The organism is Acinetobacter sp. GRABPA_MV_2, from assembly GCF_056725885.1.
Window position 1 is genome coordinate 58,070 of record NZ_JBWZNA010000014.1, and the last position, 24,125, is coordinate 82,194.

General features: G+C 40.7%; 35 protein-coding genes and 1 pseudogene. 32 read left to right on the forward strand and 4 right to left on the reverse strand.

Features of this window, described 5'->3' with window-relative positions; genetic code table 11:
- Positions 1-7 precede the first annotated feature (7 nt).
- The 27 genes and pseudogenes from rplD (at position 8) to ACXM0J_RS13020 (ending at position 14,219) form a co-directional block, all read left to right on the forward strand.
- Positions 8-610, forward strand: a complete 603-nt coding sequence (gene rplD, locus ACXM0J_RS12890; protein WP_002049755.1) for a 50S ribosomal protein L4 — start codon at positions 8-10, stop codon at positions 608-610.
- Positions 607-927: a 50S ribosomal protein L23 gene (gene rplW / locus ACXM0J_RS12895; protein ID WP_002049693.1), complete on the forward strand. Its 321-nt coding sequence runs from the start codon at positions 607-609 to the stop codon at positions 925-927. The genes rplD and rplW overlap by 4 nt, the downstream gene beginning before the upstream one ends.
- 11 nt (positions 928-938) lie before the next feature.
- Positions 939-1,763: a 50S ribosomal protein L2 gene (gene rplB / locus ACXM0J_RS12900; RefSeq protein WP_002049686.1), complete on the forward strand. Its 825-nt coding sequence runs from the start codon at positions 939-941 to the stop codon at positions 1,761-1,763.
- A 13-nt stretch (positions 1,764-1,776) separates the two neighbouring features.
- A complete protein-coding gene (gene rpsS / locus ACXM0J_RS12905) occupies positions 1,777-2,052 on the forward strand; it encodes a 30S ribosomal protein S19 (protein ID WP_001138119.1) in 276 nt (91 codons plus the stop codon).
- An 11-nt stretch (positions 2,053-2,063) separates the two neighbouring features.
- Positions 2,064-2,393, forward strand: a complete 330-nt coding sequence (gene rplV, locus ACXM0J_RS12910; RefSeq protein WP_001982638.1) for a 50S ribosomal protein L22 — start codon at positions 2,064-2,066, stop codon at positions 2,391-2,393.
- Between the two features lies 1 nt (position 2,394).
- Positions 2,395-3,211, forward strand: a pseudogene (gene rpsC / locus ACXM0J_RS12915) (30S ribosomal protein S3).
- Positions 3,151-3,564 carry a 50S ribosomal protein L16 gene (rplP, locus tag ACXM0J_RS12920; protein ID WP_002049688.1) on the forward strand — a complete coding sequence of 138 codons (414 nt, stop codon included), beginning with the start codon at positions 3,151-3,153 and terminating at the stop codon, positions 3,562-3,564. Before rpsC ends, rplP begins: the two are co-directional and overlap by 61 nt.
- A complete protein-coding gene (rpmC, locus tag ACXM0J_RS12925) occupies positions 3,564-3,761 on the forward strand; it encodes a 50S ribosomal protein L29 (RefSeq protein WP_000849928.1) in 198 nt (65 codons plus the stop codon). Before rplP ends, rpmC begins: the two co-directional genes overlap by 1 nt.
- Entirely contained in the window at positions 3,758-4,015 is a 258-nt protein-coding gene (gene rpsQ, locus ACXM0J_RS12930) for a 30S ribosomal protein S17 (RefSeq protein ID WP_002116661.1), read from the forward strand. Before rpmC ends, rpsQ begins: the two co-directional genes overlap by 4 nt.
- Before the next feature lie 92 nt (positions 4,016-4,107).
- Positions 4,108-4,476 (forward strand): 50S ribosomal protein L14, encoded by a 369-nt coding sequence (gene rplN / locus ACXM0J_RS12935; protein ID WP_001982634.1) that lies wholly within the window; start codon positions 4,108-4,110, stop codon positions 4,474-4,476.
- 9 nt (positions 4,477-4,485) lie between these two features.
- The gene (gene rplX / locus ACXM0J_RS12940; RefSeq protein WP_002116820.1) at positions 4,486-4,803 is read left to right on the forward strand and encodes a 50S ribosomal protein L24; all 318 of its coding nucleotides are present in this window, start codon (positions 4,486-4,488) and stop codon (positions 4,801-4,803) included.
- Positions 4,804-4,818: 15 nt separating this feature from the next.
- On the forward strand, positions 4,819-5,355 hold the full coding sequence (rplE, locus tag ACXM0J_RS12945; RefSeq protein WP_044119300.1) for a 50S ribosomal protein L5: 537 nt from the start codon (positions 4,819-4,821) through the stop codon (positions 5,353-5,355).
- Between the two features lie 9 nt (positions 5,356-5,364).
- On the forward strand, positions 5,365-5,670 hold the full coding sequence (rpsN, locus tag ACXM0J_RS12950; RefSeq protein ID WP_002049689.1) for a 30S ribosomal protein S14: 306 nt from the start codon (positions 5,365-5,367) through the stop codon (positions 5,668-5,670).
- An 11-nt stretch (positions 5,671-5,681) separates the two neighbouring features.
- Positions 5,682-6,077, forward strand: coding sequence for a 30S ribosomal protein S8 (rpsH, locus tag ACXM0J_RS12955; protein ID WP_002049732.1), 396 nt, complete (start codon positions 5,682-5,684; stop codon positions 6,075-6,077).
- A gap of 13 nt (positions 6,078-6,090) precedes the next feature.
- Positions 6,091-6,624 carry a 50S ribosomal protein L6 gene (gene rplF / locus ACXM0J_RS12960; protein WP_002116801.1) on the forward strand — a complete coding sequence of 178 codons (534 nt, stop codon included), beginning with the start codon at positions 6,091-6,093 and terminating at the stop codon, positions 6,622-6,624.
- A 14-nt stretch (positions 6,625-6,638) separates the two neighbouring features.
- Positions 6,639-6,989 (forward strand): 50S ribosomal protein L18, encoded by a 351-nt coding sequence (rplR, locus tag ACXM0J_RS12965; protein ID WP_002049741.1) that lies wholly within the window; start codon positions 6,639-6,641, stop codon positions 6,987-6,989.
- A 2-nt stretch (positions 6,990-6,991) separates the two neighbouring features.
- Positions 6,992-7,489, forward strand: a complete 498-nt coding sequence (rpsE, locus tag ACXM0J_RS12970; RefSeq protein ID WP_001141025.1) for a 30S ribosomal protein S5 — start codon at positions 6,992-6,994, stop codon at positions 7,487-7,489.
- Positions 7,490-7,495: 6 nt separating this feature from the next.
- A complete protein-coding gene (gene rpmD / locus ACXM0J_RS12975; protein WP_000849088.1) occupies positions 7,496-7,672 on the forward strand; it encodes a 50S ribosomal protein L30 in 177 nt (58 codons plus the stop codon).
- Between the two features lie 3 nt (positions 7,673-7,675).
- Complete coding sequence (rplO, locus tag ACXM0J_RS12980) at positions 7,676-8,116, forward strand: 50S ribosomal protein L15 (RefSeq protein ID WP_002116985.1); 441 nt, start codon at positions 7,676-7,678, stop codon at positions 8,114-8,116.
- Positions 8,117-8,161: 45 nt separating this feature from the next.
- Complete coding sequence (gene secY / locus ACXM0J_RS12985) at positions 8,162-9,481, forward strand: preprotein translocase subunit SecY (RefSeq protein ID WP_170249219.1); 1,320 nt, start codon at positions 8,162-8,164, stop codon at positions 9,479-9,481.
- 20 nt (positions 9,482-9,501) lie between these two features.
- A complete protein-coding gene (gene rpmJ / locus ACXM0J_RS12990; RefSeq protein ID WP_000867907.1) occupies positions 9,502-9,618 on the forward strand; it encodes a 50S ribosomal protein L36 in 117 nt (38 codons plus the stop codon).
- A gap of 106 nt (positions 9,619-9,724) precedes the next feature.
- Positions 9,725-10,081, forward strand: a complete 357-nt coding sequence (gene rpsM / locus ACXM0J_RS12995; protein ID WP_000090816.1) for a 30S ribosomal protein S13 — start codon at positions 9,725-9,727, stop codon at positions 10,079-10,081.
- Between the two features lie 19 nt (positions 10,082-10,100).
- Positions 10,101-10,487 (forward strand): 30S ribosomal protein S11, encoded by a 387-nt coding sequence (gene rpsK, locus ACXM0J_RS13000; RefSeq protein ID WP_001040166.1) that lies wholly within the window; start codon positions 10,101-10,103, stop codon positions 10,485-10,487.
- Between the two features lie 12 nt (positions 10,488-10,499).
- The gene (gene rpsD / locus ACXM0J_RS13005; protein WP_000135204.1) at positions 10,500-11,126 is read left to right on the forward strand and encodes a 30S ribosomal protein S4; all 627 of its coding nucleotides are present in this window, start codon (positions 10,500-10,502) and stop codon (positions 11,124-11,126) included.
- Between the two features lie 17 nt (positions 11,127-11,143).
- Complete coding sequence (locus ACXM0J_RS13010; RefSeq protein ID WP_002116730.1) at positions 11,144-12,151, forward strand: DNA-directed RNA polymerase subunit alpha; 1,008 nt, start codon at positions 11,144-11,146, stop codon at positions 12,149-12,151.
- An 18-nt stretch (positions 12,152-12,169) separates the two neighbouring features.
- Positions 12,170-12,547: a 50S ribosomal protein L17 gene (gene rplQ / locus ACXM0J_RS13015; protein ID WP_002049717.1), complete on the forward strand. Its 378-nt coding sequence runs from the start codon at positions 12,170-12,172 to the stop codon at positions 12,545-12,547.
- 181 nt (positions 12,548-12,728) lie between these two features.
- Positions 12,729-14,219, forward strand: a complete 1,491-nt coding sequence (locus ACXM0J_RS13020; protein ID WP_002116796.1) for a flavin-containing monooxygenase — start codon at positions 12,729-12,731, stop codon at positions 14,217-14,219.
- A gap of 50 nt (positions 14,220-14,269) precedes the next feature.
- On the opposite strand, the gene ACXM0J_RS13025 is transcribed toward ACXM0J_RS13020, so the two are convergent.
- Positions 14,270-15,442, reverse strand: coding sequence for an acyl-CoA dehydrogenase family protein (locus ACXM0J_RS13025; RefSeq protein ID WP_086265776.1), 1,173 nt, complete (start codon positions 15,440-15,442; stop codon positions 14,270-14,272).
- 188 nt (positions 15,443-15,630) lie between these two features.
- On the opposite strand from ACXM0J_RS13025, the gene ACXM0J_RS13030 reads away from it, so the two are divergent.
- From ACXM0J_RS13030 to ACXM0J_RS13050, 5 genes are all read left to right on the forward strand, one after another.
- On the forward strand, positions 15,631-15,888 hold the full coding sequence (locus ACXM0J_RS13030; RefSeq protein ID WP_002117064.1) for an FAD assembly factor SdhE: 258 nt from the start codon (positions 15,631-15,633) through the stop codon (positions 15,886-15,888).
- A 6-nt stretch (positions 15,889-15,894) separates the two neighbouring features.
- Positions 15,895-16,284 (forward strand): hypothetical protein, encoded by a 390-nt coding sequence (locus tag ACXM0J_RS13035; RefSeq protein ID WP_086265777.1) that lies wholly within the window; start codon positions 15,895-15,897, stop codon positions 16,282-16,284.
- A gap of 770 nt (positions 16,285-17,054) precedes the next feature.
- On the forward strand, positions 17,055-18,143 hold the full coding sequence (locus ACXM0J_RS13040; protein WP_086265778.1) for a hypothetical protein: 1,089 nt from the start codon (positions 17,055-17,057) through the stop codon (positions 18,141-18,143).
- 83 nt (positions 18,144-18,226) lie between these two features.
- On the forward strand, positions 18,227-18,802 hold the full coding sequence (gene rrtA / locus ACXM0J_RS13045; protein WP_005067290.1) for a rhombosortase: 576 nt from the start codon (positions 18,227-18,229) through the stop codon (positions 18,800-18,802).
- A gap of 180 nt (positions 18,803-18,982) precedes the next feature.
- Entirely contained in the window at positions 18,983-21,193 is a 2,211-nt protein-coding gene (locus ACXM0J_RS13050; protein ID WP_479750577.1) for a TRAP transporter large permease subunit, read from the forward strand.
- 170 nt (positions 21,194-21,363) lie between these two features.
- Here the strand turns inward: ACXM0J_RS13050 and ACXM0J_RS13055 are convergent, their stop codons facing one another.
- The 3 genes from ACXM0J_RS13055 to ACXM0J_RS13065 are packed head-to-tail and all read right to left on the reverse strand — an operon-like array spanning position 21,364 to position 24,105.
- The gene (locus ACXM0J_RS13055) at positions 21,364-21,789 is read right to left on the reverse strand and encodes a hypothetical protein (RefSeq protein WP_086265780.1); all 426 of its coding nucleotides are present in this window, start codon (positions 21,787-21,789) and stop codon (positions 21,364-21,366) included.
- An 11-nt stretch (positions 21,790-21,800) separates the two neighbouring features.
- Complete coding sequence (locus ACXM0J_RS13060) at positions 21,801-22,010, reverse strand: YheV family putative zinc ribbon protein (protein WP_032004797.1); 210 nt, start codon at positions 22,008-22,010, stop codon at positions 21,801-21,803.
- Positions 22,011-22,050: 40 nt separating this feature from the next.
- On the reverse strand, positions 22,051-24,105 hold the full coding sequence (locus ACXM0J_RS13065) for a M3 family metallopeptidase (protein WP_086265781.1): 2,055 nt from the start codon (positions 24,103-24,105) through the stop codon (positions 22,051-22,053).
- Positions 24,106-24,125 lie beyond the last annotated feature (20 nt).

The following is a 24,125-nucleotide window of genomic DNA, read 5'->3' on the forward strand; positions in this document are numbered from 1 at the left end:
AAATACCGTGAATTTGAAAACTGTTTCCGGCTCTGCTGTTGAATTGTCTGAAGTTGCTTTCGGACGTGAATTTAACGAAGCTCTTGTACACCAAGTTGTTACTGCTTACTTAGCAGGTGGTCGTCAAGGTACTCGTGCTCAGAAATCACGTGCAGACGTTTCTGGCGGTGGTAAAAAACCATTCCGTCAAAAAGGTACTGGTCGTGCTCGTGCGGGTTCTATTCGTAGCCCTATCTGGGTTGGTGGTGGTAAAACTTTTGCTGCTCGTCCACAAGATTGGTCTCAAAAAGTAAACCGTAAGATGTACCGCGGTGCAATGCAATGTATCTTAGCTGAACTTGTTCGCCAAGATCGTCTTGTATTGGTTGAAGAGTTTGCTGTTGCGGCTCCAAAAACTAAAGAATTGCTTGCAAAGCTTAACGACTTAAATGCTGCTCGTGCATTAATCGTTACTGACGCTGTAGATGAGAACTTATATCTTGCAGCACGCAACCTTCCGCATGTAGATGTGGTAGATGCAACTGCAATCGATCCTGTAAGCTTGATCGCGTTTGATAAAGTTGTGATGTCTGTAGCTGCTGCTAAGAAAATTGAGGTAGAACTCGGATGAACAACGAACGTATCTATCAAGTCCTAAAAGGACCAGTCTTCTCAGAAAAGGCACAAGTATTAGGTGATACTGTTGGTGTTCAAGTATTTAAAGTAGACATCAATGCTACTAAGCTTGAAATCAAAAAAGCAGTTGAAAAACTTTTTGGTGTGGAAGTTGTTAAAGTTAACACAACTATTACTAAAGGTAAGACTAAGCGCTTTGGTCGTACATTGGGACGCCGTTCTGATGTTAAAAAAGCATACGTCACCCTGAAAGCTGGCCAAGATGTTGAAATGGCTGACTTGGGCGATACCGCTGAAAGCGCAGCGGAATAAGGACGAAAATTATGCCGATTCAAAAATGTAAGCCAACGTCTCCAGGACGTCGCTTTGTAGAGAAAGTGGTTCATGACCATCTTCACAAAGGCGCTCCTTACGCACCGTTGGTTGAAGCTAAAAAACGTACTGGTGGTCGTAATAACAACGGTCACATTACTACTCGTCACGTTGGTGGTGGTCATAAACAACACTACCGTATCGTTGACTTCAAACGTAACAAAGACAGCATCCCAGCTGTTGTAGAGCGTATTGAATACGATCCAAACCGTACAGCACATATTGCTTTGTTGAAATATGCTGATGGTGAGCGTCGTTATATCATCGCACCTAAAGGCTTACGTGCTGGCGATAAAGTACAATCTGGTAACGATGCTCCAATTCGTCCAGGTAACTGCTTGCCACTTCGTAATATGCCGATTGGTTCTACACTTCATAACGTTGAACTTAAAATTGGTAAGGGCGCGCAATTAGCACGTTCTGCTGGTGCATCTGTTCAGTTGTTGGGTCGTGATGGTTCTTACGCAATCATTCGTCTTCGTTCAGGCGAAATGCGTAAAGTACATGTTGAATGCCGCGCTGTAATTGGTGAAGTTTCTAACCAAGAAAACAACCTTCGTTCATTGGGTAAAGCTGGTGCTTCGCGCTGGCGTGGTGTTCGTCCTACCGTACGTGGTATGGCGATGAACCCGATTGATCACCCGCACGGTGGTGGTGAAGGGCGTAACAAAGGTATTCAACCTGTAAGCCCATGGGGTCAAAAAGCTAAAGGGTACAAGACACGTACCAATAAGCGTACGACTAAGATGATTATTCGCGACCGTCGCGTCAAGTAAAGGAATCTGACTAATGCCTCGTTCTCTGAAAAAAGGCCCATTCGTCGATGCGCACTTGTTCGCTAAGGTTGAAGCGGCTGTTGCTAGTAACTCTCGCAAGCCGATTAAAACTTGGTCTCGTCGTTCGATGATCCTTCCGGATTTTGTTGGTTTAACAATTTCTGTTCATAATGGTCGTAACCACGTTCCAGTAATTGTTACTGAGCATATGGTTGGTCATAAACTCGGTGAATTCGCGCCAACTCGTACCTATCGTGGTCACGGTGTTGACAAGAAATCTAAACGTTAATAGGTGTCATGATGGAAGTAACTGCTAAATTACGCGGTGCCGCTATCTCGGCACAGAAAGCACGTTTGGTTGCAGATCTTATTCGCGGCAAATCTGTTGCGCATGCTTTAAATATCTTAAACTTCAGCAATAAAAAAGCTGCTGTTTTAGTAAAAAAAGCATTGGAATCTGCGATTGCAAACGCTGAACACAATAACAGTTTAGATGTTGACGATCTTAAAGTTTCTACGATTTACGTTGACGAAGGCATGAGCCTTAAACGTATTATGCCACGTGCTAAAGGCCGTGCAGATCGTATTACTAAGCGTACTTGTCACATCACCGTTAAGGTAGGGGTTTGATATGGGTCAGAAGGTTCATCCAATCGGTATCCGCCTAGGTGTTGTGAAACGTCATAACGCTAACTGGTATGCGAATCCGAAACAATACGCTGAATACTTGCTTAAAGATCTTCAAGTTCGTGAGTTTTTAACTAAAAAACTTAAGAATGCGATGGTAAGCAACATTCTTATCGAACGTCCATCAGGCGCTGCTAAAGTAACTATTAGCACAGCTCGTCCTGGTATCGTAATCGGTAAAAAAGGCGAAGATATTGAAAAATTACAGCGCGAACTTACCAGCATTATGGGTGTTCCAGCGCAAGTAAGTATCAACGAAATTGATCGCCCAGACTTAGATGCGCGTTTAGTTGCTGAAGCAATCGCTTCTCAATTAGAAAAGCGTGTAATGTTCCGTCGTGCTATGAAGCGCGCGGTTCAAAACACTATGCGTGCTGGTGCTAAAGGTATCAAAGTTGAAGTGTCTGGCCGTTTAGGTGGTGCAGAGATTGCTCGTACAGAATGGTATCGTGAAGGTCGTGTACCTTTACATACATTGCGTGCAGACATTGACTATGCAACTATGCGTGCAGAAACAACTTACGGTACGATTGGTGTTAAAGTTTGGATTTTCCGTGGCGAGATTTTAGGTGGCATGAAACAAGTCATGAACCCTGCTCCTGCTGAAGATCGTCCAGCTAAACGTGGTCGTGGTCGTGGTGAAGGTCAAGAGCGTCGTGGTCGTCGCGGTGACCGTGCTGCTGACAAGGGAGAATAATCCATGTTGCAACCTAAACGTACCAAATTCCGTAAGGTGCACAAAGGCCGTAATACTGGTCTAGCGCATCGTGGTAGTACAGTATCATTTGGTTCGATTGCAATTAAAGCAACTGAACGTGGTCGTATGACTGCTCGTCAGATTGAAGCTGCACGTCGTACTATTAGCCGCCGTATTAAGCGTGGTGGTAAAATCTTTATTCGCGTATTCCCGGATAAGCCAATCACTCAAAAGCCTCTTGAAGTGCGTATGGGTAAAGGTAAGGGTAGCGTGGAGTACTGGGTTTGCCAGATCCAACCAGGTAAGATCCTGTACGAAATTGAAGGTGTGAACGAAGAATTAGCGCGCGAAGCATTTGCTTTAGCTGCTGCTAAACTTCCGTTTAAAACCACTATCGTGACTCGGACGGTAATGTAATGAAAACTAAAGATCTACGTGAAAAATCGGTAGAAGAGTTGAAAGCTTTGCTTGATGAGCAACAGCTTAACCAATTCCGTCTTCGTATGGCGAAAGCAACTGGTCAGTTGGGTAAATCGCATGAAGTGCAAGTTGCTCGTAAGACAATTGCTCGTATTAAGACACTCCTTACCGAAAAACAGGGGAACGGACAATGAGTGAAAAAACAGTCCGCACGTTAACCGGCAAAGTAGTAAGCGACAAAATGGACAAGTCTATTGTTGTTCTTATCGAACGCCGCGTTCAACACCCGTTGTATGGCAAGTCAATTCGCCGTTCAACTAAGTTACACGCTCATGATGAAAACAATGTTGCTAAGCTTGGCGATGTTGTGACCATTAAAGAAAGCCGCCCAATTTCTAAAACTAAAGCTTGGACTTTAGTGGAAGTAGTTGAAGCAGCTGCTGAGTAATTCGACGTTCTTGTTGCATCATCGGTCAATTTCGAGTACTCTTTGAGCCTTTCGAAATTGTGACCGGTGATGCTCGGTTTTGGAGTAGGGCAATGATTCAAACCGAAACTATGCTCGACGTAGCAGACAACAGTGGTGCTCGCCGCGTACAATGTATTAAAGTACTTGGTGGTTCACATCGTCGTTATGCTTCTGTTGGCGACATTATTAAAGTTACTGTAAAAGAAGCAATCCCACGCGCACGTGTTAAAAAAGGTGACGTGATGAATGCGGTTGTAGTTCGTACTAAATTCGGCATTCGTCGTCCAGATGGTTCTGTGATCCGTTTTGATGATAATGCTGCAGTTATCCTGAACAACAACAAAGCTCCGATTGCTACTCGTATCTTCGGACCAGTGACTCGTGAACTTCGTACTGAACAGTTCATGAAAATCATTTCATTGGCTCCTGAAGTTCTATAAGAGGCAATCATGGCTAAGATTAAAAAAGGCGATCAAGTTATCGTGATCGCAGGTAAAGAAAAAGGCAAACAGGGTACTGTATTGTCTGTTTCTGAAGACCGCGTTAAGGTTGAAGGCCTTAACTTAGTGAAGAAGCATCAAAAGCCGAATCGTGTAACTGGCGCTGAAGGCGGTATCGTTACTCAAGAAGCTTCGCTTCATATTTCAAACGTGGCAATTTTAAATGCTACAACCCAGAAGGCTGACCGTGTTGGTTACCAAGTGATTGATGGCGTGAAAACTCGCGTTTATAAATCAAATGGTGAATCAGTGGCGGTAGCGAAGTAATAGGTTGAAAAGGCAATGGCCAGACTTAAAGCACGTTACAATGATGAACTTAAAGCAAAGTTACAAGAAGAACTTAGCATTAAGAACGTGATGGAAATTCCACGCATCACAAAAATTACCCTAAACATGGGTGTAGGCGCAGCTGCAACTGATAAGAAATTATTAGATGGTGCTGTAGTCGACATGCAATTAATTGCTGGTCAAAAACCAGTAATTACACTTGCTCGTAAATCTATCGCTGGTTTCAAAATCCGTGATGGTTGGCCGATTGGTTGTAAAGTTACTTTACGTGGCGACCAAATGTACGAATTCTTGGACCGTTTGATCTCAATCGCAATCCCTCGTATCCGTGACTTCCGTGGTTTCTCTTCGAAATCATTTGATGGTCGTGGTAACTACTCAATGGGTTTGAAAGAGCAAATCGTTTTCCCTGAAATCGATTTCGATAAGATTGATCGTATTCGTGGTATGGATATTACTATTACTACGACTGCTCGCACCGATGACGAAGGCCGTGCGCTTATGCGTGCATTCGGCTTCCCGTTCAAATAAGAGGTCGATATGGCTAAGAAAGGTATGATTAATCGCGAATTGAAACGCGAAAAAACAGTTGCTAAATACGCTGCAAAACGTGCTGAATTAAAAGCTACGATTGCAAACGTAAATGCAAGTGAAGAAGAGCGTTTCGAAGCGATGTTAAAGTTACAAGCATTGCCACGTAATGCATCTCCGGTACGTCTTCGTAACCGTTGTGGTTTAACTGGTCGTCCTCATGGTTACTTCCGTAAGTTCGGTTTAAGCCGTAACAAATTACGTGACACAGTAATGCAGGGTGATGTACCAGGCGTTGTTAAGGCAAGCTGGTAAGGAGCGACTAAATGAGTATGCAAGATACCGTTGCCGACATGCTAACACGTGTTCGTAACGCACAAATGGCTAAGAAACAAACTGTTTCTATGCCTTCTTCTAAGTTGAAAGTTGCAATTGCAAACGTACTTCAACAAGAAGGTTATATTTCAAATGTAGAAGTTGCTCAAGAAGAGACAAAATCTACTTTGACAATTACTTTAAAATATTTCGAAGGCAAACCAGTTATCGAAATGGTTAAACGCGTAAGCCGTCCAGGTCTTCGCCAATACCGTGGTAAAGATAAACTTCCAAGCGTTAAGCAAGGTTTAGGTATTGCAATTGTTTCTACAAGCAAAGGCATCATGACTGATCGCGCTGCACGTGCTGCGGGCGTTGGTGGTGAAGTTATTGCTTTTGTTTCTTAATAGGTGATTCCTCATGTCTCGTGTGGCTAAAGCCCCAGTAACTGTTCCTAATGGTGTAGCAGTTACTCAGAACGGCCGGCAGGTCGAAGTGAAAGGCAGCAAAGGTACATTGTCTTTCAACCTGCATGCGCTGGTCGAGCTAAAACAGGAAGAAGGTAAACTTCAACTTGCTCCAGTTAAAGAATCGAAAGATGCTTGGATGCAAGCTGGTACTGCTCGCGCTGTATTGAATAACCTTGTTAAAGGGGTTAGTGAAGGCTTCGAACGTAAGTTGCAGCTAGTTGGTGTTGGTTATAAAGCTGCGGTTAAAGGTACTGTTGTAAACCTTAACCTTGGTTTTTCACACCCAATTGACTACGCTTTACCTGAAGGTGTAACAGCGGAAACTCCAACTGCTACTGAAATCATTTTGAAATCAGCAAACAAGCAGTTGTTAGGTCAAGTAGCGGCAGAAATCCGTGCATATCGTTCTCCTGAACCATATAAAGGTAAAGGTGTTCGTTATTCGGATGAAGTCATTCTTCGTAAAGAAGCTAAGAAGAAATAAGGCGCGAGGTTCTTATGAACGAAAAGAAACAATCCCGTTTGCGTCGTGCGAAAAGCACACGCTTGCACATTCGTGCATTGGGTGCGACTCGTTTGTGTGTAAACCGCACTCCGCGTCACATCTATGCTCAAGTTATTTCAGCAGATGGTGGCAAAGTTTTAGCACAAGCTTCAACTTTGGATGCATCTTTACGTAGCGGTACTACAGGTAATGTAGATGCGGCTACTAAAGTAGGCGCTTTAATCGCAGAGCGTGCGAAAGCAGCTGGTGTAACTAAAGTTGCATTTGACCGTTCTGGTTTTAAATATCATGGTCGTATCAAAGCCTTGGCTGATGCTGCTCGTGAAAACGGCTTGGAGTTCTAATCATGGCTAAAGTTGAACAAAACGAAGGTCTTGTTGAAAAGCTGGTTGCCGTTGATCGTGTAGCCAAAGTTGTTAAGGGTGGTCGTATCTTCTCTTTCACAGCATTAACTGTTGTGGGTGATGGTAATGGTCGTGTTGGTTTTGGTCGTGGTAAAGCTCGTGAAGTTCCAGCTGCTATTTCTAAAGCACTTGAAGCTGCACGTCGCAACATGATTACTGTAGACCTTGCAGGTACTACTTTACAACACCCTGTGAATGCTCGTCATGGTGCAAGCCGTGTATATATGCAACCTGCTTCTGAAGGTACTGGCGTAATCGCTGGTGGCGCTATGCGTGCCGTTCTAGAAGCTGCAGGTGTACATAACGTACTTGCTAAATGTTATGGTTCTACTAATGCTGCAAACGTAGTAAACGCAACTTTCAAAGGTTTGCGTGATATGACTTCTCCTGAGAAAGTCGCTGCGAAACGTGGTAAATCAGTAGAAGAAATTCAAGGGTAATCAATCATGAAAACGATTAAAGTTACCCAGACTAAATCTTCTTCACATCGCTTGAAAAATCACAAGCTTTGTTTACAAGGTTTAGGTCTGCGTCGTATTGGTCATACTGTAGAAGTGCAAGATACGCCTTCTAACCGCGGTATGATCAACAAAGTCTACTATATGGTTAGTGTAGAGGAATAAGCCATGACTCTGCGTTTAAATGAACTTGCGCCTGCAGAAGGTGCAAAACGTGAACACCGTCGTTTAGGCCGTGGTATCGGTTCTGGCGTTGGTAAGACTGGTGGCCGTGGTGTCAAAGGTCAAAAATCACGTAAAAGTGGTGGCGTTCGTCCAGGCTTTGAAGGCGGTCAAACAGCGATTTATCGTCGTTTACCTAAATTCGGTTTCACTAGCCAAATCGCTTTAAAAACTGCTGAAGTACGTTTATCTGAGTTAAGCAAAGTTGAAGGCGACATCGTTAGCCTAGAAACTTTGAAAGCTGCGAATGTTGTTCGTCGTGACCAAATTCGTGCTCGTATCGTACTTTCTGGTGAAATCACTCGTGCATTCACTGTTCAAGGTGTTGCATTGACTAAAGGCGCTAAAGCTGCGATTGAAGCAGCTGGCGGTAAAGTCGAGGAGTAATCTCGAGTGTCTATGTCTCCTAGTTCTTCAGGTCATGTCAACATGATGAAAGGTCAGCCATTTCATGTGAAATACCGTGAAATTATTCGCCGGATGAGTTTTCTAATCGGTGCATTGCTGGTCTTTCGACTAGGAGCGCATATTCCAGTACCAGGCATTAATAATGCTGCGTTAGAAAATTTATTTCATGCGAACCAAGGAACTATTCTTGGGCTATTCAATATGTTTTCTGGCGGTGCTTTAGAGCGAATGTCTATTCTTGCTTTAGGAATTATGCCTTACATTTCTGCATCAATTATTGTGCAGTTAATGTCTACTGTAATTCCATCACTTGAAGCCTTGAAAAAGGAAGGTGAGCAAGGTAAGCGTAAAATTAATCAATATACGCGTCAGGGTACATTACTACTTGCTGTGGTTCAGGCTGTTGGTATGTGTGCTGGCTTAATTGGTCAAGGTATTACTTTGACAAATGGCCTTGCATTTTACGTACCTGCTGTTACTTCTTTAGTTGCGGGAACAATGTTCCTAATGTGGCTAGGTGAACAGATCACAGAAAGAGGTATCGGTAATGGTATCTCAATGATTATTTTTGCAGGTATTGTTGCTGGTTTGCCTAATTTAATTATGCAATCTATCTCTTCTGTAGATAATGGTCAGACAAGTTTGATTGGTCTTGTAATCTTTGGTCTTTTGTCTCTAGGTGTATTGGCAGCTATTGTGTTTATTGAAAAAGCACAACGTCGCATTCCAGTAAACTATGCGCAAAAGCAACAAGGGCGTCGTATATTTACAGCACAGCAGACGCATTTGCCATTAAAAATTAATATGGCTGGTGTTATTCCTGCGATTTTTGCAAGTTCTCTACTGTTGTTCCCAGCAAGTCTTGGTCAATGGGTGGGAAGTGCAGATCCAAATGCTGGTTTTATTAAAAGCAGCTTACAAGATTTAGCTTTAGTATTGTCGCCTGGACAGCCTTTGTATTTGGTGCTCTTTGGTGCGTTAATTATCTTTTTCTGTTACTTTTATACGGCTTTAGTATTTAGCCCTAAGGAAGTATCAGAAAATCTAAAACGCAGCGGAGCTTATGTGCCTGGTATTCGCCCAGGTGAGCAAACTGCTCGTTACTTAGATCATATTCTTAATCGTTTGACGTTTATTGGTGCGATTTATATTACGGTCATTTGTTTAATGCCAATGATTCTACAAAGTTCTTTTGGGATTCCATTCTATTTGGGTGGTACCTCACTATTGATCGTAGTTGTCGTGGTTATGGACTTTATGGCTCAGCTACAAGCGCATTTAACATCTCATCAATATGATAATCAAACATTAATGAGAAAAACGACTGCTCATCCTAAGGGATAAGCGCACTTAGAGGTTTCATCATGAAAGTACAAGCTTCTGTAAAGAAAATTTGTGGTAGCTGTAAAGTTATCCGTCGTAATGGGGTTATTCGCGTAATTTGTAGCGCAGAACCTCGTCATAAGCAGCGTCAAGGTTAATCTAATCAAGACCTGTTGATTTCAGTAGGCGAATTGGGTTAATATCCGCCCCTCAAGATTTTTGTGGGGCGGTTGATTATCTCTACTGCCTTTTTGGAGAAAGTGAATGGCTCGTATTGCCGGTGTAAACATTCCGGATAACAAGCATGCTGTTATCTCCCTCACTTACATCTTTGGTATCGGTCGCCACACTGCTAAGAATATCTTAGCTACAGTTGGTATTACTGAAACTACTAAGATCCGTGAGTTGGACGATGCTCAGCTTGATGCGATTCGTGCAGAAGTTGCTAAGGTTCCTACCGAAGGTGACTTACGTCGCGAAATTTCCATGAACATTAAACGTTTAATGGATTTGGGTTGCTACCGCGGCCTTCGCCATCGTCGCAGCTTGCCTGTCCGTGGTCAACGCACCAAAACTAACGCACGTACCCGTAAAGGTCCGCGCAAACCGATTAAAAAGTAAGATTTCTGGAAGCTAAAAGATGGCTAAAGATACTCGCACACGCAAGAAGGTCACTCGTACCGTCTCTGAAGGTGTTGCACACATTCACGCGTCTTTTAATAACACCATTGTTACGATTACTGATCGTCAAGGTAATGCATTGGCTTGGGCCACCTCAGGTGGACAAGGCTTCCGTGGTTCACGTAAATCAACTCCGTTTGCTGCTCAGGTAGCTGCTGAAGTTGCTGGTAAAGCAGCTTTAGATTACGGTTTGAAAAATCTGGATGTCCTTGTAAAAGGTCCTGGTCCAGGTCGTGAGTCTGCGGTTCGTGCATTAGGCGCAGTGGGTTATAAGATTAACAGCATTACCGATGTGACTCCAATTCCTCACAACGGTTGCCGTCCACCTAAAAAACGTCGCGTGTAAGGAGAAACATTCATGGCTCGTTATATTGGTCCAAAATGCAAACTCTCTCGCCGCGAAGGGACAGACCTGCAACTTAAATCTGGCGTTAAACCATTTGACGTCAAAACTAAAAAAGCTAACAAAGCACCTGGTCAACATGGTCAGGCACGCGGTGGTAAGCAATCTGAGTATTCACTACAATTACGTGAAAAACAAAAAGTCCGTCGTATTTACGGTGTGTTAGAACGTCAATTTAGTAACTACTATAAAGAAGCAGCTCGTGTTAAAGGCGCAACAGGTGAGAACTTGTTGAAATTGCTTGAAAGCCGTCTTGATAACGTTGTTTATCGCATGGGTTTTGGTTCTACACGTGCAGAAGCTCGTCAGTTAGTAAGTCACCGTAGCATTACTTTGAATGGTCGTCGTGTAAACATCGCATCTATTCAAGTTAAAGCTGGTGATGTAATTGCGGTTCACGAAGGTGCTAAACAACAATTGCGTATTAAAAACGCGATTGAGTTAGCTGCACAACGTGGTATTCCAGCTTGGATCGAAGTTGATCATTCTAAGCTTGAAGGTACGTTTAAAGCTGCACCAGATCGTTCTGATTTACCTGCTGAAATCAACGAAAGCTTGATTGTAGAATTGTATTCTAAATAATCCTTGAGGTAGCAATAATGACGCGTACTGCAAACGAGTTTCTAACTCCGCAAGCGATCAAGGTCGAAGCGGTAAGCGGGACCTCGGCAAAAGTGATTCTAGAACCTTTAGAGCGTGGTTTTGGCCACACTCTAGGTAATGCTTTACGTCGCATTCTATTGTCTTCTTTACCTGGCGCTGCTGTGGTTGAAGTTGAGATAGAAGGTGTCGAGCACGAGTACAGTACTTTAGAAGGCTTGCAGCAGGACATCGTCGAGCTCTTGCTGAACCTAAAAGGATTGTCTATTAAGCTGTTCGATCAAAATGAAGCATATTTAACATTAGAGAAACAAGGTCCTGGCGATATTACTGCTGCTGACCTTCGTTTACCTCATAATGTTGAAGTGGTTAACCCAGAACATTTAATCGGTACTTTAAGTGCTTCAGGCTCATTAAAAATGCGCTTGAAAGTTGCTCAAGGTCGTGGTTATGAAACATCTGATTCACGTTTCCCTGAAGGCGAAACACGTCCTGTTGGTCGTTTGCAATTAGATGCTTCTTATAGCCCGATTAAACGTGTTTCTTACACCGTTGAAAATGCGCGTGTAGAACAACGTACCGATTTAGATAAACTGGTAATCGACCTCGAAACAAATGGAACGGTTGATCCTGAAGAAGCAATCCGTAAAGCGGCAACAATCTTGCAACAACAAATTGCAATTTTTGTTGATCTTCAGAAAGACCAAACTCCAGTTGCTCAAGAGCCTCGTGAAGAAGTTGACCCAATCTTGCTTCGCCCAGTAGATGATCTAGAGCTTACTGTTCGTTCTGCTAACTGTTTGAAAGCAGAAAATATTTACTACATTGGTGATCTTGTTCAACGTACTGAAGTTGAGTTGTTAAAAACTCCTAACCTTGGTAAAAAATCGTTAACAGAGATCAAAGATGTTTTGGCATCGAAAGGCTTACAACTCGGTATGCGTCTTGAAAACTGGCCACCAGCTAGTCTTCGTATGGACGACCGTTTTGCCTATCGTAGCCGTTAATTAAGTAGGACTATCACCATGCGTCATCGTAATAGTGGTGTGAAATTAGGCCGTACAAGCAGCCATCGTAAAGCGATGTTCCAAAACTTGGCTAATTCTTTATTTGAACACGAGTTGATCAAAACAACTGTGCCTAAAGCTAAAGAATTACGTCGTGTTGCTGAGCCTTTAATCACTCTAGCAAAAAACGATACTGTAGCAAATCGTCGTTTAGCATTTGCTCGTACTCGTAATGCTGCAACTGTTGGTAAATTATTTACCGTACTCGGCCCTCGTTACAAAGAACGTAACGGCGGTTATCTACGTGTTCTTAAAGCGGGCTTCCGTGCTGGTGATGCAGCACCGATGGCTTACGTTGAGCTTGTAGATCGTGAAGTAAACACTTCAGCTGAATAATTGATTTTATTCAAAAAAGACCGGTTTTATGCCGGTCTTTTTTATTTCTACTCACAAAATAAATTATAAAAATGTCCTCAAGTGACATAAAAAAGTAGATAAACGGTCAAACTTGACATTGTGTATTGTCAAAATTGTGTTTTAATAAACTTATATTCTCAACAATGGGTATAAAAATAAAATGGAAAAGCAAGTTGATATTTTAATCATTGGCGCAGGTATTTCAGGAATCGGAATTGCTGCCCATTTGTCAAAAAATTCACCACAACGACAATTCGAGATTTTAGAACGTCGTGAGTCTTTTGGTGGAACATGGGATCTTTTCCGTTATCCTGGTATCCGTTCAGATTCAGATATGTCTACCTTTGGTTTTAACTTTAAACCATGGTGTAAAGCGAATGTATTAGCTGATGGTGCTTCTATTAAAGGATATTTAGGTGAAGTAATTAATGAATTTAAATTAAAAGAAAAAATTCATTTTGGTCATCGCGTACTTTCTGCTAATTATGATTCGGCTTCAAAAAAATGGCAGGTTGTAGTCGAAGATAGCAATAAAAAACAGCAGACTTGGATTGCTAACTTTGTGGTCGGTTGTACAGGTTACTATAATTATGATCAGGGTTATGCGCCTTCTTTCCCAAATCAAGAAGCATTTAAAGGGCAACTCATTCACCCACAGCATTGGCCTGAAAACTTAGATTACACAGGTAAAAAGGTGGTTATTATTGGTAGTGGTGCAACAGCGATTACTTTAGTACCAGCAATGGCTAAAGGTGGGGCAGGTCATGTGACCATGTTGCAGCGTTCACCAACATATATTGCTAGCGTTCCTTCTATCGATTTTATCTATGAAAAAACGCGTAAATTTATGTCTGAAGAGGCAGCTTATAAATTTACTCGAGCTCGCAACATTGGTATGCAGCGCGCTATTTATGCGCTGTCTCAGAAACATCCTAAAACTGTACGTCGTTTACTTTTAAAAGCAATTGAAGTGCAGCTTAAAGGTAAGGTTGATATGAAGCATTTTACACCTTCATACAATCCTTGGGATCAGCGTTTATGTGTAGTGCCAGATGGGGACTTGTTTAAGATTTTACGTGAAGGCAAAGCGAGCGTAGAAACTGATCAAATCGAGAAATTTACTGAAAAAGGTATTTTACTTAAATCTGGCAAACATCTTGATGCTGATATCGTTGTTTCTGCAACAGGATTACAAGTTCAGATTATGGGCGGAGTTCAGGCGACTCTTGATGGGAAACCAATCAACTCATCTGAACATATGCTTTATAACGGCATAATGCTAAGTGATGTACCGAATATGGCTATGATTATTGGCTATGTAAATGCCTCATGGACACTCAAAGTAGATATCGCTGCCGAATATATTTGTCGCTTATTAAACTATATGGACAAAAATAGTTATGATGAAGTGATTCCATCGGGTGATAAGACTGTGATGGAAGAAGATACCGTAATGGGTAAACTATCTTCAGGTTATATTAATCGTGCAGCACATGAACTTCCTAAACAAGGTAAGCGTGCTCCATGGCAGGTGACTAATAACTATTTAGAAGATAGAAAGTCTTTGAAAAATGCAAAATTTGAAGATGGCATTCTTCATTTTCATAAGCGTTCTGAAGCGAATGAGCGTAAACCAAAATTAGTATCTTAAGTCCTGTTAAATAAAAAAAGGGGCGTAATGCCCCTTTTTTTGTGAAGGTATTAAAGTGTTCTTGAAATTAATTCTTTCATGATTTCATTTGTACCTGCATAAATTCGATTTGCTCGATGATCAATGTATGCACGTGCAATTGGATATTCAAGCATATAGCCATAACCACCATGTAACTGAAGACATTCATCTACAATCTTTGAGAACATATCAGAAATTTTATATTTAGCAGCAGCTGCAGCTTCGACACTCAATTTTTCTTCAAGTTGTAATTCCATACAACGATCTAAATAAGTACGACAGAAATCGATTTCTGTTCTAAGTTCCGCAAGTTTGAAGCGCGTATTTTGAAATGCGCCAATAGGTTTACCAAATGCCTTGCGATCTTTTGTATATTGGACGGTATGTGCAAATGCTGCTTCAGCACCTGCCTGACAAATAATAGCAACTAACATTCGTTCCCATGCTAATTCTTTCATGAGCATGATAAAGCCCATACCTTCCATGCCTAAAAGGTTTTCTTTAGGAACGCGAACGTTATCAAAGAATAATTCGCAGGTATCTTGGCCTTTCATACCAATTTTGTTTAGTGGTTTACCTTTACTAAAACCAGCTCTGTCTGCTTCTACAATAATTAAGGATAAGTTCGCAGAACCTTTGTCACTATTACCAGTCTTACAAACGACTATGGCCATGTCGCATAAGTAGCCATTTGTAATAAAAATTTTAGAACCATTAATGACATATTCATCACCCTCAAGTACGGCGGTGGTTCTTACCGCTTGTAAATCTGAACCAGTGCCTGGTTCCGTCATTGCAATAGCAGTAACAATTTCTCCAGTTGCCATTTTGGGTAACCATTTTTGTTTTTGCTCTTCATTACCAAAATTATTAACGTAATTAGCAACAATATCGGAATGTAGAGAAAAACCAGTACTTGAGTCCATCGCATACGCTTGTTCTTCAATAAGAATCATACTGTATAGGCGATCTACCCCAGAGCCACCATATTCCTCTGGCATTGTGGTACAAAGAAGACCTAGTTCTCCAGCTTTATTCCAAAGATCTCGGTCAACATGTTGCTGTTTTTCATATTTTTCTATATTGGGAACGACTTCCTTTTCATAGAATTTACGCACTGTCTCACGGAAGGCTTCGTGTTCTTCATTGAATAATTGTCTTGGTAACATATTTGGAATAGGACGGATGGCACCAGATTGCATTTGTATTTCTTCCTTGGTTCAGGTGTGATGTTATGCCCTAAACATACGTAAGCATTTCATGCCTAACAATGTGATGAATGCTCAATTATGCGGATAAGATGATAAATTTGGTCAATTTGATATTTTTAGCGATCTTTAGGATGTGATCAGGTAAACTAGGCGCACTATCAACACAGATGGGGACGTAAATGTCTGACGAAATGACCTTGGAAGAACGTAAAGTAATTTATCGAGCACGCCGCGGCTTAAAAGAAATTGACGTCTATTTTGACCCGTATGTAAAAAACTATTATTTAAAAGCTGATCCAGCAGAAAAAGCATTATTTGCAGAGTTAGTTGATCAAGAAGATCCGGATTTATTAGATTGGTTCATGGAAGTTTCTGAACCTCCACGTACTGAGTTACGTGAATTTATTTATAAACTAAAACAGTATGTACATGGCTAAACTGTTTTGATAAAAGAATTAAATTTTGAGCTGAAATATAGCCGTATCTCGGTAATATTTCAGCTTTTTGTTGGTTTGGGTTTAGCAATCCTGCTTTATCAGTTATTAACACCGATATGGTGGCTATGTGCTGTTATTCTTCTATTTATTGGTTTTATTTTCTTTTTAAAGCAAGCACAAATATCTCAAATTGAATATTTAGATCAAAAATTATGGTCGGTTGCATATTTCTCAAAAAAAGAAATTTACCGTGCGGAAATTACTAAAATAATTGATTATCAGTTATTTGTAGTTATTTATCTTGAAGAAACTCCTAAGAATATAGCTATTGTATGGTTCGATCAGCTTCCCATTCAGCAGTGGAAAAGATTAAAAGTTCTAGAAAAACTCTATTAATTGTTAGACAATTCTACAATTGTATATTTATTTAAAAATTATAAAAAACAAAAGTTTAAGAATTATTTTCTTTATTAAACTTCGGATTGTCTAATTAAAATATAGAAAAAAGCCAAGGAAAGACAATTGTCTGACAATTTCACCTATGGGTAACTATTTGATCGGTTAAAGTACAAACACCAACGTAAAGTGTGTCGGAGGTCTCAAAATGGAGATGCCAACATGGTCGTTCTTGGTCATTGCCATAATTCTGGCAGTGGTGATAGGAAGAGCAGGAACTTTACTCAGGGAACATCTTAACAAAGTTAATTTTAACAAGGTTAAGAGACAGAGGATGCAAGGTCGTCGATCAGTCAATTATTAAAATTGGTAAATCGATTAATTTCATCAAGTGTCCAGTTTATAACTGGGTGCGATTGTAGTAAGGAGGTCTCTCATGGAGATTTCAATGTGGATGTTTCTGTTAATTACAGTTGTTATGGCTGTAGTAGTAGGAAGAGCAGGAACTTTACTTAAGGATTATATAGAACAAAAATAATATAAGCCGTTAAAAGCTTATCCCAGTTAATAAGTAGCATGTGCTGAACCGTCGCAATGCTACTTTTTTTTGCCTAAAATTTCTGTTTCCTCGAAAAACTGTCAATTTTATCTGCTGTGAAGTGTGTCAAAGTATAAGCGCTACAATTAGAGTAATTACTCTTTTATTCAAGATATGCATCTGCTAATGTACATCTGAAAAGGAAAAAACAAATTACATAGAGGACAGGAAGATGTCTAAAGTCCAAAAAATAAGCCAAGGTTTGGCGGTGAGTTTTCTTGCAGCTTCAGTTTTATCAGGTTGTTCATACGTCGTGAAAACTGGAGCAAATGTTGCTCTAGGTTTTACGGAAAAGCACGTCGTTCCACCAATTTTGGCAATGCAAGATGCTGAAATGGTATGTAATACTGGTAGTGCGTTAACACCTGCAATCATGTCTACTAAAGGGATGGGTGCAGATCCGACACGTGTTGCAGTATTAATGTATGCAGCATCAGGTGTATGTGCGGAAAATCAGGCTTTAGAAGCAGAATTACGTTATTTGCGCGCCTCAAAAGCTGGTCAAGTGACAGAAGCCCAAGATGCACGTATTGCACAAAAGCGTTGGGCAGCAATTGCTGCTGAACGTCAATATACGGGTTATAAGTTATTTGCTGATCGTTGGGAATCTAAATATAAATATCACTTAGGTGATTCTTGCCCAACGATGCGTAATGATACTGATCAAACTGTTTATTTACTTGGCATGATCAGTGGTCTTCAGGCTGTGACCAACGATATTAACTCAGGCGGTGCAGTCAATGTTCCTAAAGATATCGCTGCTATTGTAGAGCGTGGCATGGTTTGTCTAGATAATGAAAAATTCTGGGGCGCACCTAACGCAACGCGTGCTGTTATCTGGACTTTATTGCCAGGTGCTGATGAAGGGAAACCTGATCCGTACCAAACTTTAAAACAGTCAATTCAGATTGCTGAGAAAAAAGGTGTTCGCCTATCTCATGCCTTATATGCTGTGGCTGCTCAAGCAAGCGGTGATGATGCAAAAATCCGTGATGCCTTAAGAACCTATGCAGCATCACAAGCTGATGACAAACCTGTCAATCCGAACTTTAAGTTAATCGATAGTATGGCTGGTCTTATTGTACGTGGTATCTCTGACCGGTACTGGACTGAGCATACTGGTGTACGTACCGGAGATAATGGTATGTCTCATTTCTGGGATGATAAAAATGAAGGTGCAGCAGAGCTAGATGAGTTGTTTGATGGGGGAGCCGCTTCTGAGGTTCCTGCGGATTCATCTGCTTCACCAGCAGCGCAGTAAGAATATTTGAAAGACTAACTTCTTGCGAGTCTATTGTTAAGTTCTACAATAATTGTAAGAAGTTTAATTTCAAGGAGTGTGCCATGAAGGATCATGTACTGAATAGTAAAGTGCTTTTGGTCGCAGTGTGCATTTCCATATCTGCATGTTTACAGGTGTTTCCTGATACTTTTATTTATTGGCGCGAAAGTTTACTTGGCGAATTCTGGCGTTTGTGGACTGCACATTGGGTACACGTTGGATGGGTTCATTTCCTTTTAAATATGATGGCATTCGCTTGTTTACCCTTTATTTTTCCACATACAAAAGCATGGCATCTTCTAAGTCTACTTTTGCTGTTGCCACCCTTTATTAGTTTGGTGTTCTACTTTTATTTACCTTATATCGAAGCTTACGCAGGTCTGTCTGGTGTCTTACATGGACTATATACAGCGGTTGCTTTGGTCTATCTGCAATATCGTAAAGAGCGAAATTTTGCTTTGCTGGTTTTAGGGTTAATTATTGCCAAACTCATATGGGAAAATACTTTTGGGCAAACAGGAACTGCTCAACTAATAGGGAGTCCAGTTTTAACTGAAGCTCATCTATATGGGGCAATTGGTGGAGCAATCTTTGGAGGATGTTATTGGATTTTCCAGAGATTAAAAAAGAAACATTGACAATACAAACTGTTAAAAAAGAGATTTTAGTCATTCTTTATTAACAAAGTTTGATGCAAATTTGATCGTTGAATAAAGGGATTGGTAGAAGGGGGATGGATTTAACCCCTGACCAAGAAAAATTGCATGACTCAAGTCCTTATTTTTTTAGGGATTTGAGAGAACAAAATTGGAATATTTATGCAAGAACATCAAGAAAAAAGATCTGGATTAGGTCTGCTGGGTTATATCTGGAACGAATGGATCTCAACATTCGTCATCCTCATTTTGCTATTAATGACGCTAATTATTGGTACCGGGGAAATGATCCACGGACAATTATTACGTATCGGGGAACGTCTTTATGGCGACCCTGCTACAGGTATGCAATATTCTTTTTTGCGTGCTGAGCCTGAAAAGCCAACTTGTGATCGACATCCAAATATCGAGGCTCAAGTAAAAGAACAAATGAAAGCGAACGCGTCTGATGATTTCGCGAGTTTCTTTGGTGCGGCATCGGAAAGTGATGTCCGTGCATCACTACTCGCAGCACAGCAACAATGTGATGAAAAATATCAGTTCTATGATAAAGCGATCACTTATATGGATGCGCATCCAAGTATCCGTACGTATCGAACGATAGAAACCTCTTTTTTTGGTCTCTTTAAATTTGGTAATGAAAATAGAGCAATGCTTTTAGTTGTGATGGTTGTATTAGCGGCAATAACGGCTACATTAAAGACACATCATATTGGTTTGCGCAGTCCTGCCACTAGAATAGATTTTCGTGTTTATTCAATCGCAATGTTATTTGCCAATGGTCTTTTAACATCATCAACGATTAGCCAATACCATTCGGTAACTGGTTCGGGGGTGCCCGTAGCAATTGAAATGCAAGTGATTTATTGGTTATGGATTACTTTATTTGCGACTTTGACATTAATCAGTTTATTCCAGTTGATTAAATCTCCAACTCCGACGAAAGAAGGGGGAAATCTTGGGCTTGCTTTCTTAAGCGTACCGCTCTATGCCTATATGGCGATTATCACTGGTGTCGCATTTACTTTCTTTATGGATTACCCAATGGGGCAGGGGATTTACCTTGGCCAGTTAGTTGAGTTTTCAAGTATATTCTTAAATCTGGCTCTGTTTATTTGGGCCGGGATGTTACTTAAACAGACACGCATTGTTGATTTATTTTTAAATATCCTTCGACCTTGGAATCTTGCTCCAGAAACACTAACTTGGTTAATTCTAATTGCTGCCGCATTACCAACAGCTTATACAGGAGCTTCAGGTATTTTCGTTATTGCAGCGGGTGCAATTATTTATAAAGAAGTTTGGAATGCAGGTGGTCGCCGTCAATTTGCATTGGCAGCCACAGCTATGTCTGGTTCATTAGGTGTTGTGTTACGACCATGCTTGCTGATAGTTGTTGTTGCATCTTTGAATAAAGAAGTCACAACAGATATGTTATATCACTATGGGGTATATACATTCTTATTATCATCAACTTTATTCTTGATAGTTTCTTTATTTTTTGCTGAGCAAAAATTCCGTATCGCTCCAGTAAAAATCGCTTTCCCAAAATCTTTACGTGCTTTTGTTCCTGTATCTCCATATATTGTAATTTTTATTTTAATTTGGTTGTTTTACAAGCATGCTTTAGCAACAGATTTGAATGAGTTCACTGCACCAGTAATGATGCCCGTGATTTTATTATTAATGGTGTTATTCGATAAATTACGTAAAGAACCTGCTCCATTAGCTCCAGTAGGGCATTGGGACAGTACCTTAAATGTCTATACGGTTCCGTCAGATGGTTCACAGCCTATTCCGGCAGTCAAACCTGTTGATGATCCACGTAATCCTGAACGAAGGGTCTCTTTCCGATCAGCTTTACATACAGCAACCAGTGAAACTGTAGGACATATTGGTGCATTAGTTATCCTTATGGCATTATCTGTAAGTGTTGGTGGATTCTTAGAAAGAATTGAAATCATGGAGGCCTTCCCAACAGATATTAGTAGTCTATTTGTTGTGATTTCTCTGATTGTAGTTCTGATGATATTTGTCGGTATGATTATGGATCCATTTGGTGCCGTTATTTTAATTTCAGCGACCGTAGCACCAGTAGCATACAAATACGGAATCGATCCTGTACATTTTTGGATGATTGCTTTAATTGGTTTTGAACTTGGTTATATTACTCCGCCCGTTGCTCTAAACCATTTATTAGCTAGGCAAGCAATTGGCGACGATGAGGTATCTGAAGCAGATGCAGAAGTTCGCCATAAATCGTTCTTCTACCGCTTCGAGCGATGGGTGCTTCCACTAATTGTAATGGTGCCTGCGATGCTTATCATTGCTTATGCACCTTACTTCTTTAAATTATTCGGTTGGTATCACTAATCTAATGATTTGAAGTAAATATATTGATAAAAAAACACCCTCTTTAAGAGGGTGTTTTTTTTTGAATGATACAATATGAGTATTCTGCATTCGATAAAAATCTAATTTTCTTCTTAACATTAGAAAGCTAAAGATGGATAGCTTTAGCTTTTTTAGATTCTATTGAAAAACTATTGCTGTTTAAGCTGAGCTTCCAGCAATTTAACTTGTTCTTCTTTGAGTTTAGTTAATTGATCAGCATCAGCATGCTGAGTTTTTAAGGTTGCTTCCTGATCTTTTAGCTGGCGATGAATATCTTCAAGTTTAGATACTTCTTCTTTTGCTAAAGACTCTTGTGCAGGGACAGGCTCTTTAAGCACATTTTCACTGACAAGTTGCTGAGAGCTTGCATTTTCAGCTAAGGGTTCAGAACTTGGTAATGGGTCAACTGGTTTAGCAGGAGCGGATGTCGAGACAGGTTGTGGATCAACCAGTGGTGCTGACGACTCAGTTTTTTTAAAAAACCATTGCGCTGCAAAAAAAAGCACTACGAGAATGCTTAAGCCCCCAATTAAAATCCATAATAATTTTGAGTTTTGTTTTCTTTGTAGTGGCATGTTTAAGACCTTTAGTCGGGACGACGTGGCTTGAACTGTATTACACCAATTTCATCTGGTTCAGCAGGCGTTTCAGGCTCATCAACATGAGTCGGACGATTTTCGCTATAACCGCATTCGATACATTCAATCCATTCGTCTTCTGCGGTGGTTAGCATGACAATTCGATCCATGGCTTCACATTTTGGACATTTTGCCCCAGCAATGAAACGTTTTTTCATCTTTATCACCCTAACCACACGATCAATTTAGGCCCATAGTTTAAGCGGTTTTGTTGTCATTCGTCCAACCTTGATGACGTAACAACGCGTCAATTTTAGGCTCGCGCCCACGAAAATTAACAAATGCCTCAAGTGCAGTGTCTTTTCCTCCCACAGCTAGAATTGCCTGACGGAATTCTTTACCCGTTTGAGTATTAAAAATACCTTCATTTTCAAAACGATCAAATGCATCACTTGCTAAGACTTCTGCCCATTTGTACGAGTAATAACCTGCAGCATAACCACCAGCAAAAATATGACTAAAACTATGTTGGAAACGGTTGTAGTCGACAGTAGGAACGACTGCATACTGCTTACGAATGTCGTTTAACGTTTGCTGAATTTGCTCACTGTTCAGGGCAGGCGTTTTGGTGTGAATGGTTAAGTCAAACAATGCAAATTCAAGCTGACGTAAAGTTTGCATACCAGATTGGAAGAATCGAGCATTTAATAAAGCATCTAGTAATTCTTGTGGCAAAGTCTGTTTACTATCGATGTGTTCACTTAATACATCTAGACTTTCTTTATCCCATGACCAGAATTCCATAAACTGGCTTGGTAGTTCTACTGCATCCCAAGCTACCCCATGCGTTCCTGCAACCGAGATATTATCTACTTCGGTCAACATATGATGTAAACCATGTCCGAATTCATGGAACAAAGTAATCACTTCGTCATGAGTCAATAAAGCAGGTTGGTCACCTACTGGAGGAGTAAAATTACACACCATATAGCAAATTGGTTTTTGTAAACCATGAAGAGTCTGCATGCGCGAGCGGAAGCCGTTCATCCATGCGCCACCACGTTTACCTGTACGTGCATAGATGTCAAAGAAGAAGCCACCAATCACTTGACCTTGGTCTTCTAATTCAAAATAACGTGCATCTGGATGCCAGACAGGTGCTTGTCTTTCAATAATGTTAATGCCATATAGGCGCTGCACAATCTGGAATAATCCCTGAATAACTTTAGGTGCAGGGAAATAAGGCTTTAATGCTTCTTGAGATAAATTAAATTGTTGCTGTTTCAGCTTTTCAGAATAGTAAGTTGTATCCCAAGGTTTAAGGTCATCAACACCATCTTGTTTGGCAATTTCTTGAAGTTCTGTAACTTCTTGAAGCGCAGGAGCACGCGCATGCTCTGCTAGGTCAACCAAAAACTCATGTACTGTTTTTACGTCTGGTGCCATTTTACTTGCAAGAGAATATTCAGCATAGTTATTGAAACCAAGTAGTTTTGCCATTTCCTGACGAAGGCTCAAAATTTCTTCCATAATTTTGCTGTTATCAAACTCAGTTTGTTCAGACTGATCAGATGCACGTGTCACATAAGCTTTATAAAGCTCTTCACGCAATTCACGGTCATCTGCATAAGTCATGATTGCAAAATATGCTGGGAAATCTAGAGTTGCGACAGCTTGGTCAAGTTCGCGTTGTTTACCATACTGTTTTAATAACTCAATATTACTTTCTGGAAGACCTTTTAACTGATCTTCGGTAAGTGGCTTAAAGTAAGCTTGTGTTGCATCAAGAACGTGATTTGAAAAATCAGAAGAAAGCTGTGAAAGACGCGCAGAAATCTCTGCATAACGTTTTTTCTCTTCGCCTTCTAAAGCGACGCCAGAAAGTTTAAAGTCACGCAAAGCTAGACGAATAGCACTTTGTTGGGCTGGGCTAAGAGACGTATAACTTTGACCATCATGGATGTATTGATAAGTTTGATAAAGCGCCGTGTGTTGACCAAGCTGAGTGTAATATTCACTTAATGCTGGTAATAACGATTGATAGACTTCTCTCGTTTCTGCATTGCTCATTACCGCGTTTAAATGCGATAAAACGCCCCATGATTCACTTAGATTATTTTCAAGTGTATCGACTTGCTCAAGTACTGCAAGTTGCTGAGCTGTATCTGTAGGTGCAGCTGTAAGAGTATTTAAAAATTCCTGACCTGCTTGAATCGCTTGTTGGATGTCTTGTTTTAAATTTTCTAATTCAATTTGATCAAAACGCGGAGTTGGTAAAGTCGCTTGCTGTAAAGTCATTGCTAATAGCCACATTATTTTTTAAACATGGTATT

Coding starts and splice junctions, on each gene's coding strand:
- rplW (WP_002049693.1), top strand. CDS start 607: ATGAACAACGAACGTATCTATCAAGTCCTAAAAGGACCAGTCTTCTCA.
- rplB (WP_002049686.1), top strand. CDS start 939: ATGCCGATTCAAAAATGTAAGCCAACGTCTCCAGGACGTCGCTTTGTA.
- rpsS (WP_001138119.1), top strand. CDS start 1,777: ATGCCTCGTTCTCTGAAAAAAGGCCCATTCGTCGATGCGCACTTGTTC.
- rplV (WP_001982638.1), top strand. CDS start 2,064: ATGGAAGTAACTGCTAAATTACGCGGTGCCGCTATCTCGGCACAGAAA.
- rplP (WP_002049688.1), top strand. CDS start 3,151: ATGTTGCAACCTAAACGTACCAAATTCCGTAAGGTGCACAAAGGCCGT.
- rpmC (WP_000849928.1), top strand. CDS start 3,564: ATGAAAACTAAAGATCTACGTGAAAAATCGGTAGAAGAGTTGAAAGCT.
- rpsQ (WP_002116661.1), top strand. CDS start 3,758: ATGAGTGAAAAAACAGTCCGCACGTTAACCGGCAAAGTAGTAAGCGAC.
- rplN (WP_001982634.1), top strand. CDS start 4,108: ATGATTCAAACCGAAACTATGCTCGACGTAGCAGACAACAGTGGTGCT.
- rplX (WP_002116820.1), top strand. CDS start 4,486: ATGGCTAAGATTAAAAAAGGCGATCAAGTTATCGTGATCGCAGGTAAA.
- rplE (WP_044119300.1), top strand. CDS start 4,819: ATGGCCAGACTTAAAGCACGTTACAATGATGAACTTAAAGCAAAGTTA.
- rpsN (WP_002049689.1), top strand. CDS start 5,365: ATGGCTAAGAAAGGTATGATTAATCGCGAATTGAAACGCGAAAAAACA.
- rpsH (WP_002049732.1), top strand. CDS start 5,682: ATGAGTATGCAAGATACCGTTGCCGACATGCTAACACGTGTTCGTAAC.
- rplF (WP_002116801.1), top strand. CDS start 6,091: ATGTCTCGTGTGGCTAAAGCCCCAGTAACTGTTCCTAATGGTGTAGCA.
- rplR (WP_002049741.1), top strand. CDS start 6,639: ATGAACGAAAAGAAACAATCCCGTTTGCGTCGTGCGAAAAGCACACGC.
- rpsE (WP_001141025.1), top strand. CDS start 6,992: ATGGCTAAAGTTGAACAAAACGAAGGTCTTGTTGAAAAGCTGGTTGCC.
- rpmD (WP_000849088.1), top strand. CDS start 7,496: ATGAAAACGATTAAAGTTACCCAGACTAAATCTTCTTCACATCGCTTG.
- rplO (WP_002116985.1), top strand. CDS start 7,676: ATGACTCTGCGTTTAAATGAACTTGCGCCTGCAGAAGGTGCAAAACGT.
- secY (WP_170249219.1), top strand. CDS start 8,162: ATGAAAGGTCAGCCATTTCATGTGAAATACCGTGAAATTATTCGCCGG.
- rpmJ (WP_000867907.1), top strand. CDS start 9,502: ATGAAAGTACAAGCTTCTGTAAAGAAAATTTGTGGTAGCTGTAAAGTT.
- rpsM (WP_000090816.1), top strand. CDS start 9,725: ATGGCTCGTATTGCCGGTGTAAACATTCCGGATAACAAGCATGCTGTT.
- rpsK (WP_001040166.1), top strand. CDS start 10,101: ATGGCTAAAGATACTCGCACACGCAAGAAGGTCACTCGTACCGTCTCT.
- rpsD (WP_000135204.1), top strand. CDS start 10,500: ATGGCTCGTTATATTGGTCCAAAATGCAAACTCTCTCGCCGCGAAGGG.
- ACXM0J_RS13010 (WP_002116730.1), top strand. CDS start 11,144: ATGACGCGTACTGCAAACGAGTTTCTAACTCCGCAAGCGATCAAGGTC.
- rplQ (WP_002049717.1), top strand. CDS start 12,170: ATGCGTCATCGTAATAGTGGTGTGAAATTAGGCCGTACAAGCAGCCAT.
- ACXM0J_RS13020 (WP_002116796.1), top strand. CDS start 12,729: ATGGAAAAGCAAGTTGATATTTTAATCATTGGCGCAGGTATTTCAGGA.
- ACXM0J_RS13025 (WP_086265776.1), bottom strand. CDS start 15,442: ATGCAATCTGGTGCCATCCGTCCTATTCCAAATATGTTACCAAGACAA.
- ACXM0J_RS13030 (WP_002117064.1), top strand. CDS start 15,631: ATGTCTGACGAAATGACCTTGGAAGAACGTAAAGTAATTTATCGAGCA.
- ACXM0J_RS13040 (WP_086265778.1), top strand. CDS start 17,055: ATGTCTAAAGTCCAAAAAATAAGCCAAGGTTTGGCGGTGAGTTTTCTT.
- rrtA (WP_005067290.1), top strand. CDS start 18,227: ATGAAGGATCATGTACTGAATAGTAAAGTGCTTTTGGTCGCAGTGTGC.
- ACXM0J_RS13050 (WP_479750577.1), top strand. CDS start 18,983: ATGCAAGAACATCAAGAAAAAAGATCTGGATTAGGTCTGCTGGGTTAT.
- ACXM0J_RS13055 (WP_086265780.1), bottom strand. CDS start 21,789: ATGCCACTACAAAGAAAACAAAACTCAAAATTATTATGGATTTTAATT.
- ACXM0J_RS13060 (WP_032004797.1), bottom strand. CDS start 22,010: ATGAAAAAACGTTTCATTGCTGGGGCAAAATGTCCAAAATGTGAAGCC.
- ACXM0J_RS13065 (WP_086265781.1), bottom strand. CDS start 24,105: ATGTGGCTATTAGCAATGACTTTACAGCAAGCGACTTTACCAACTCCG.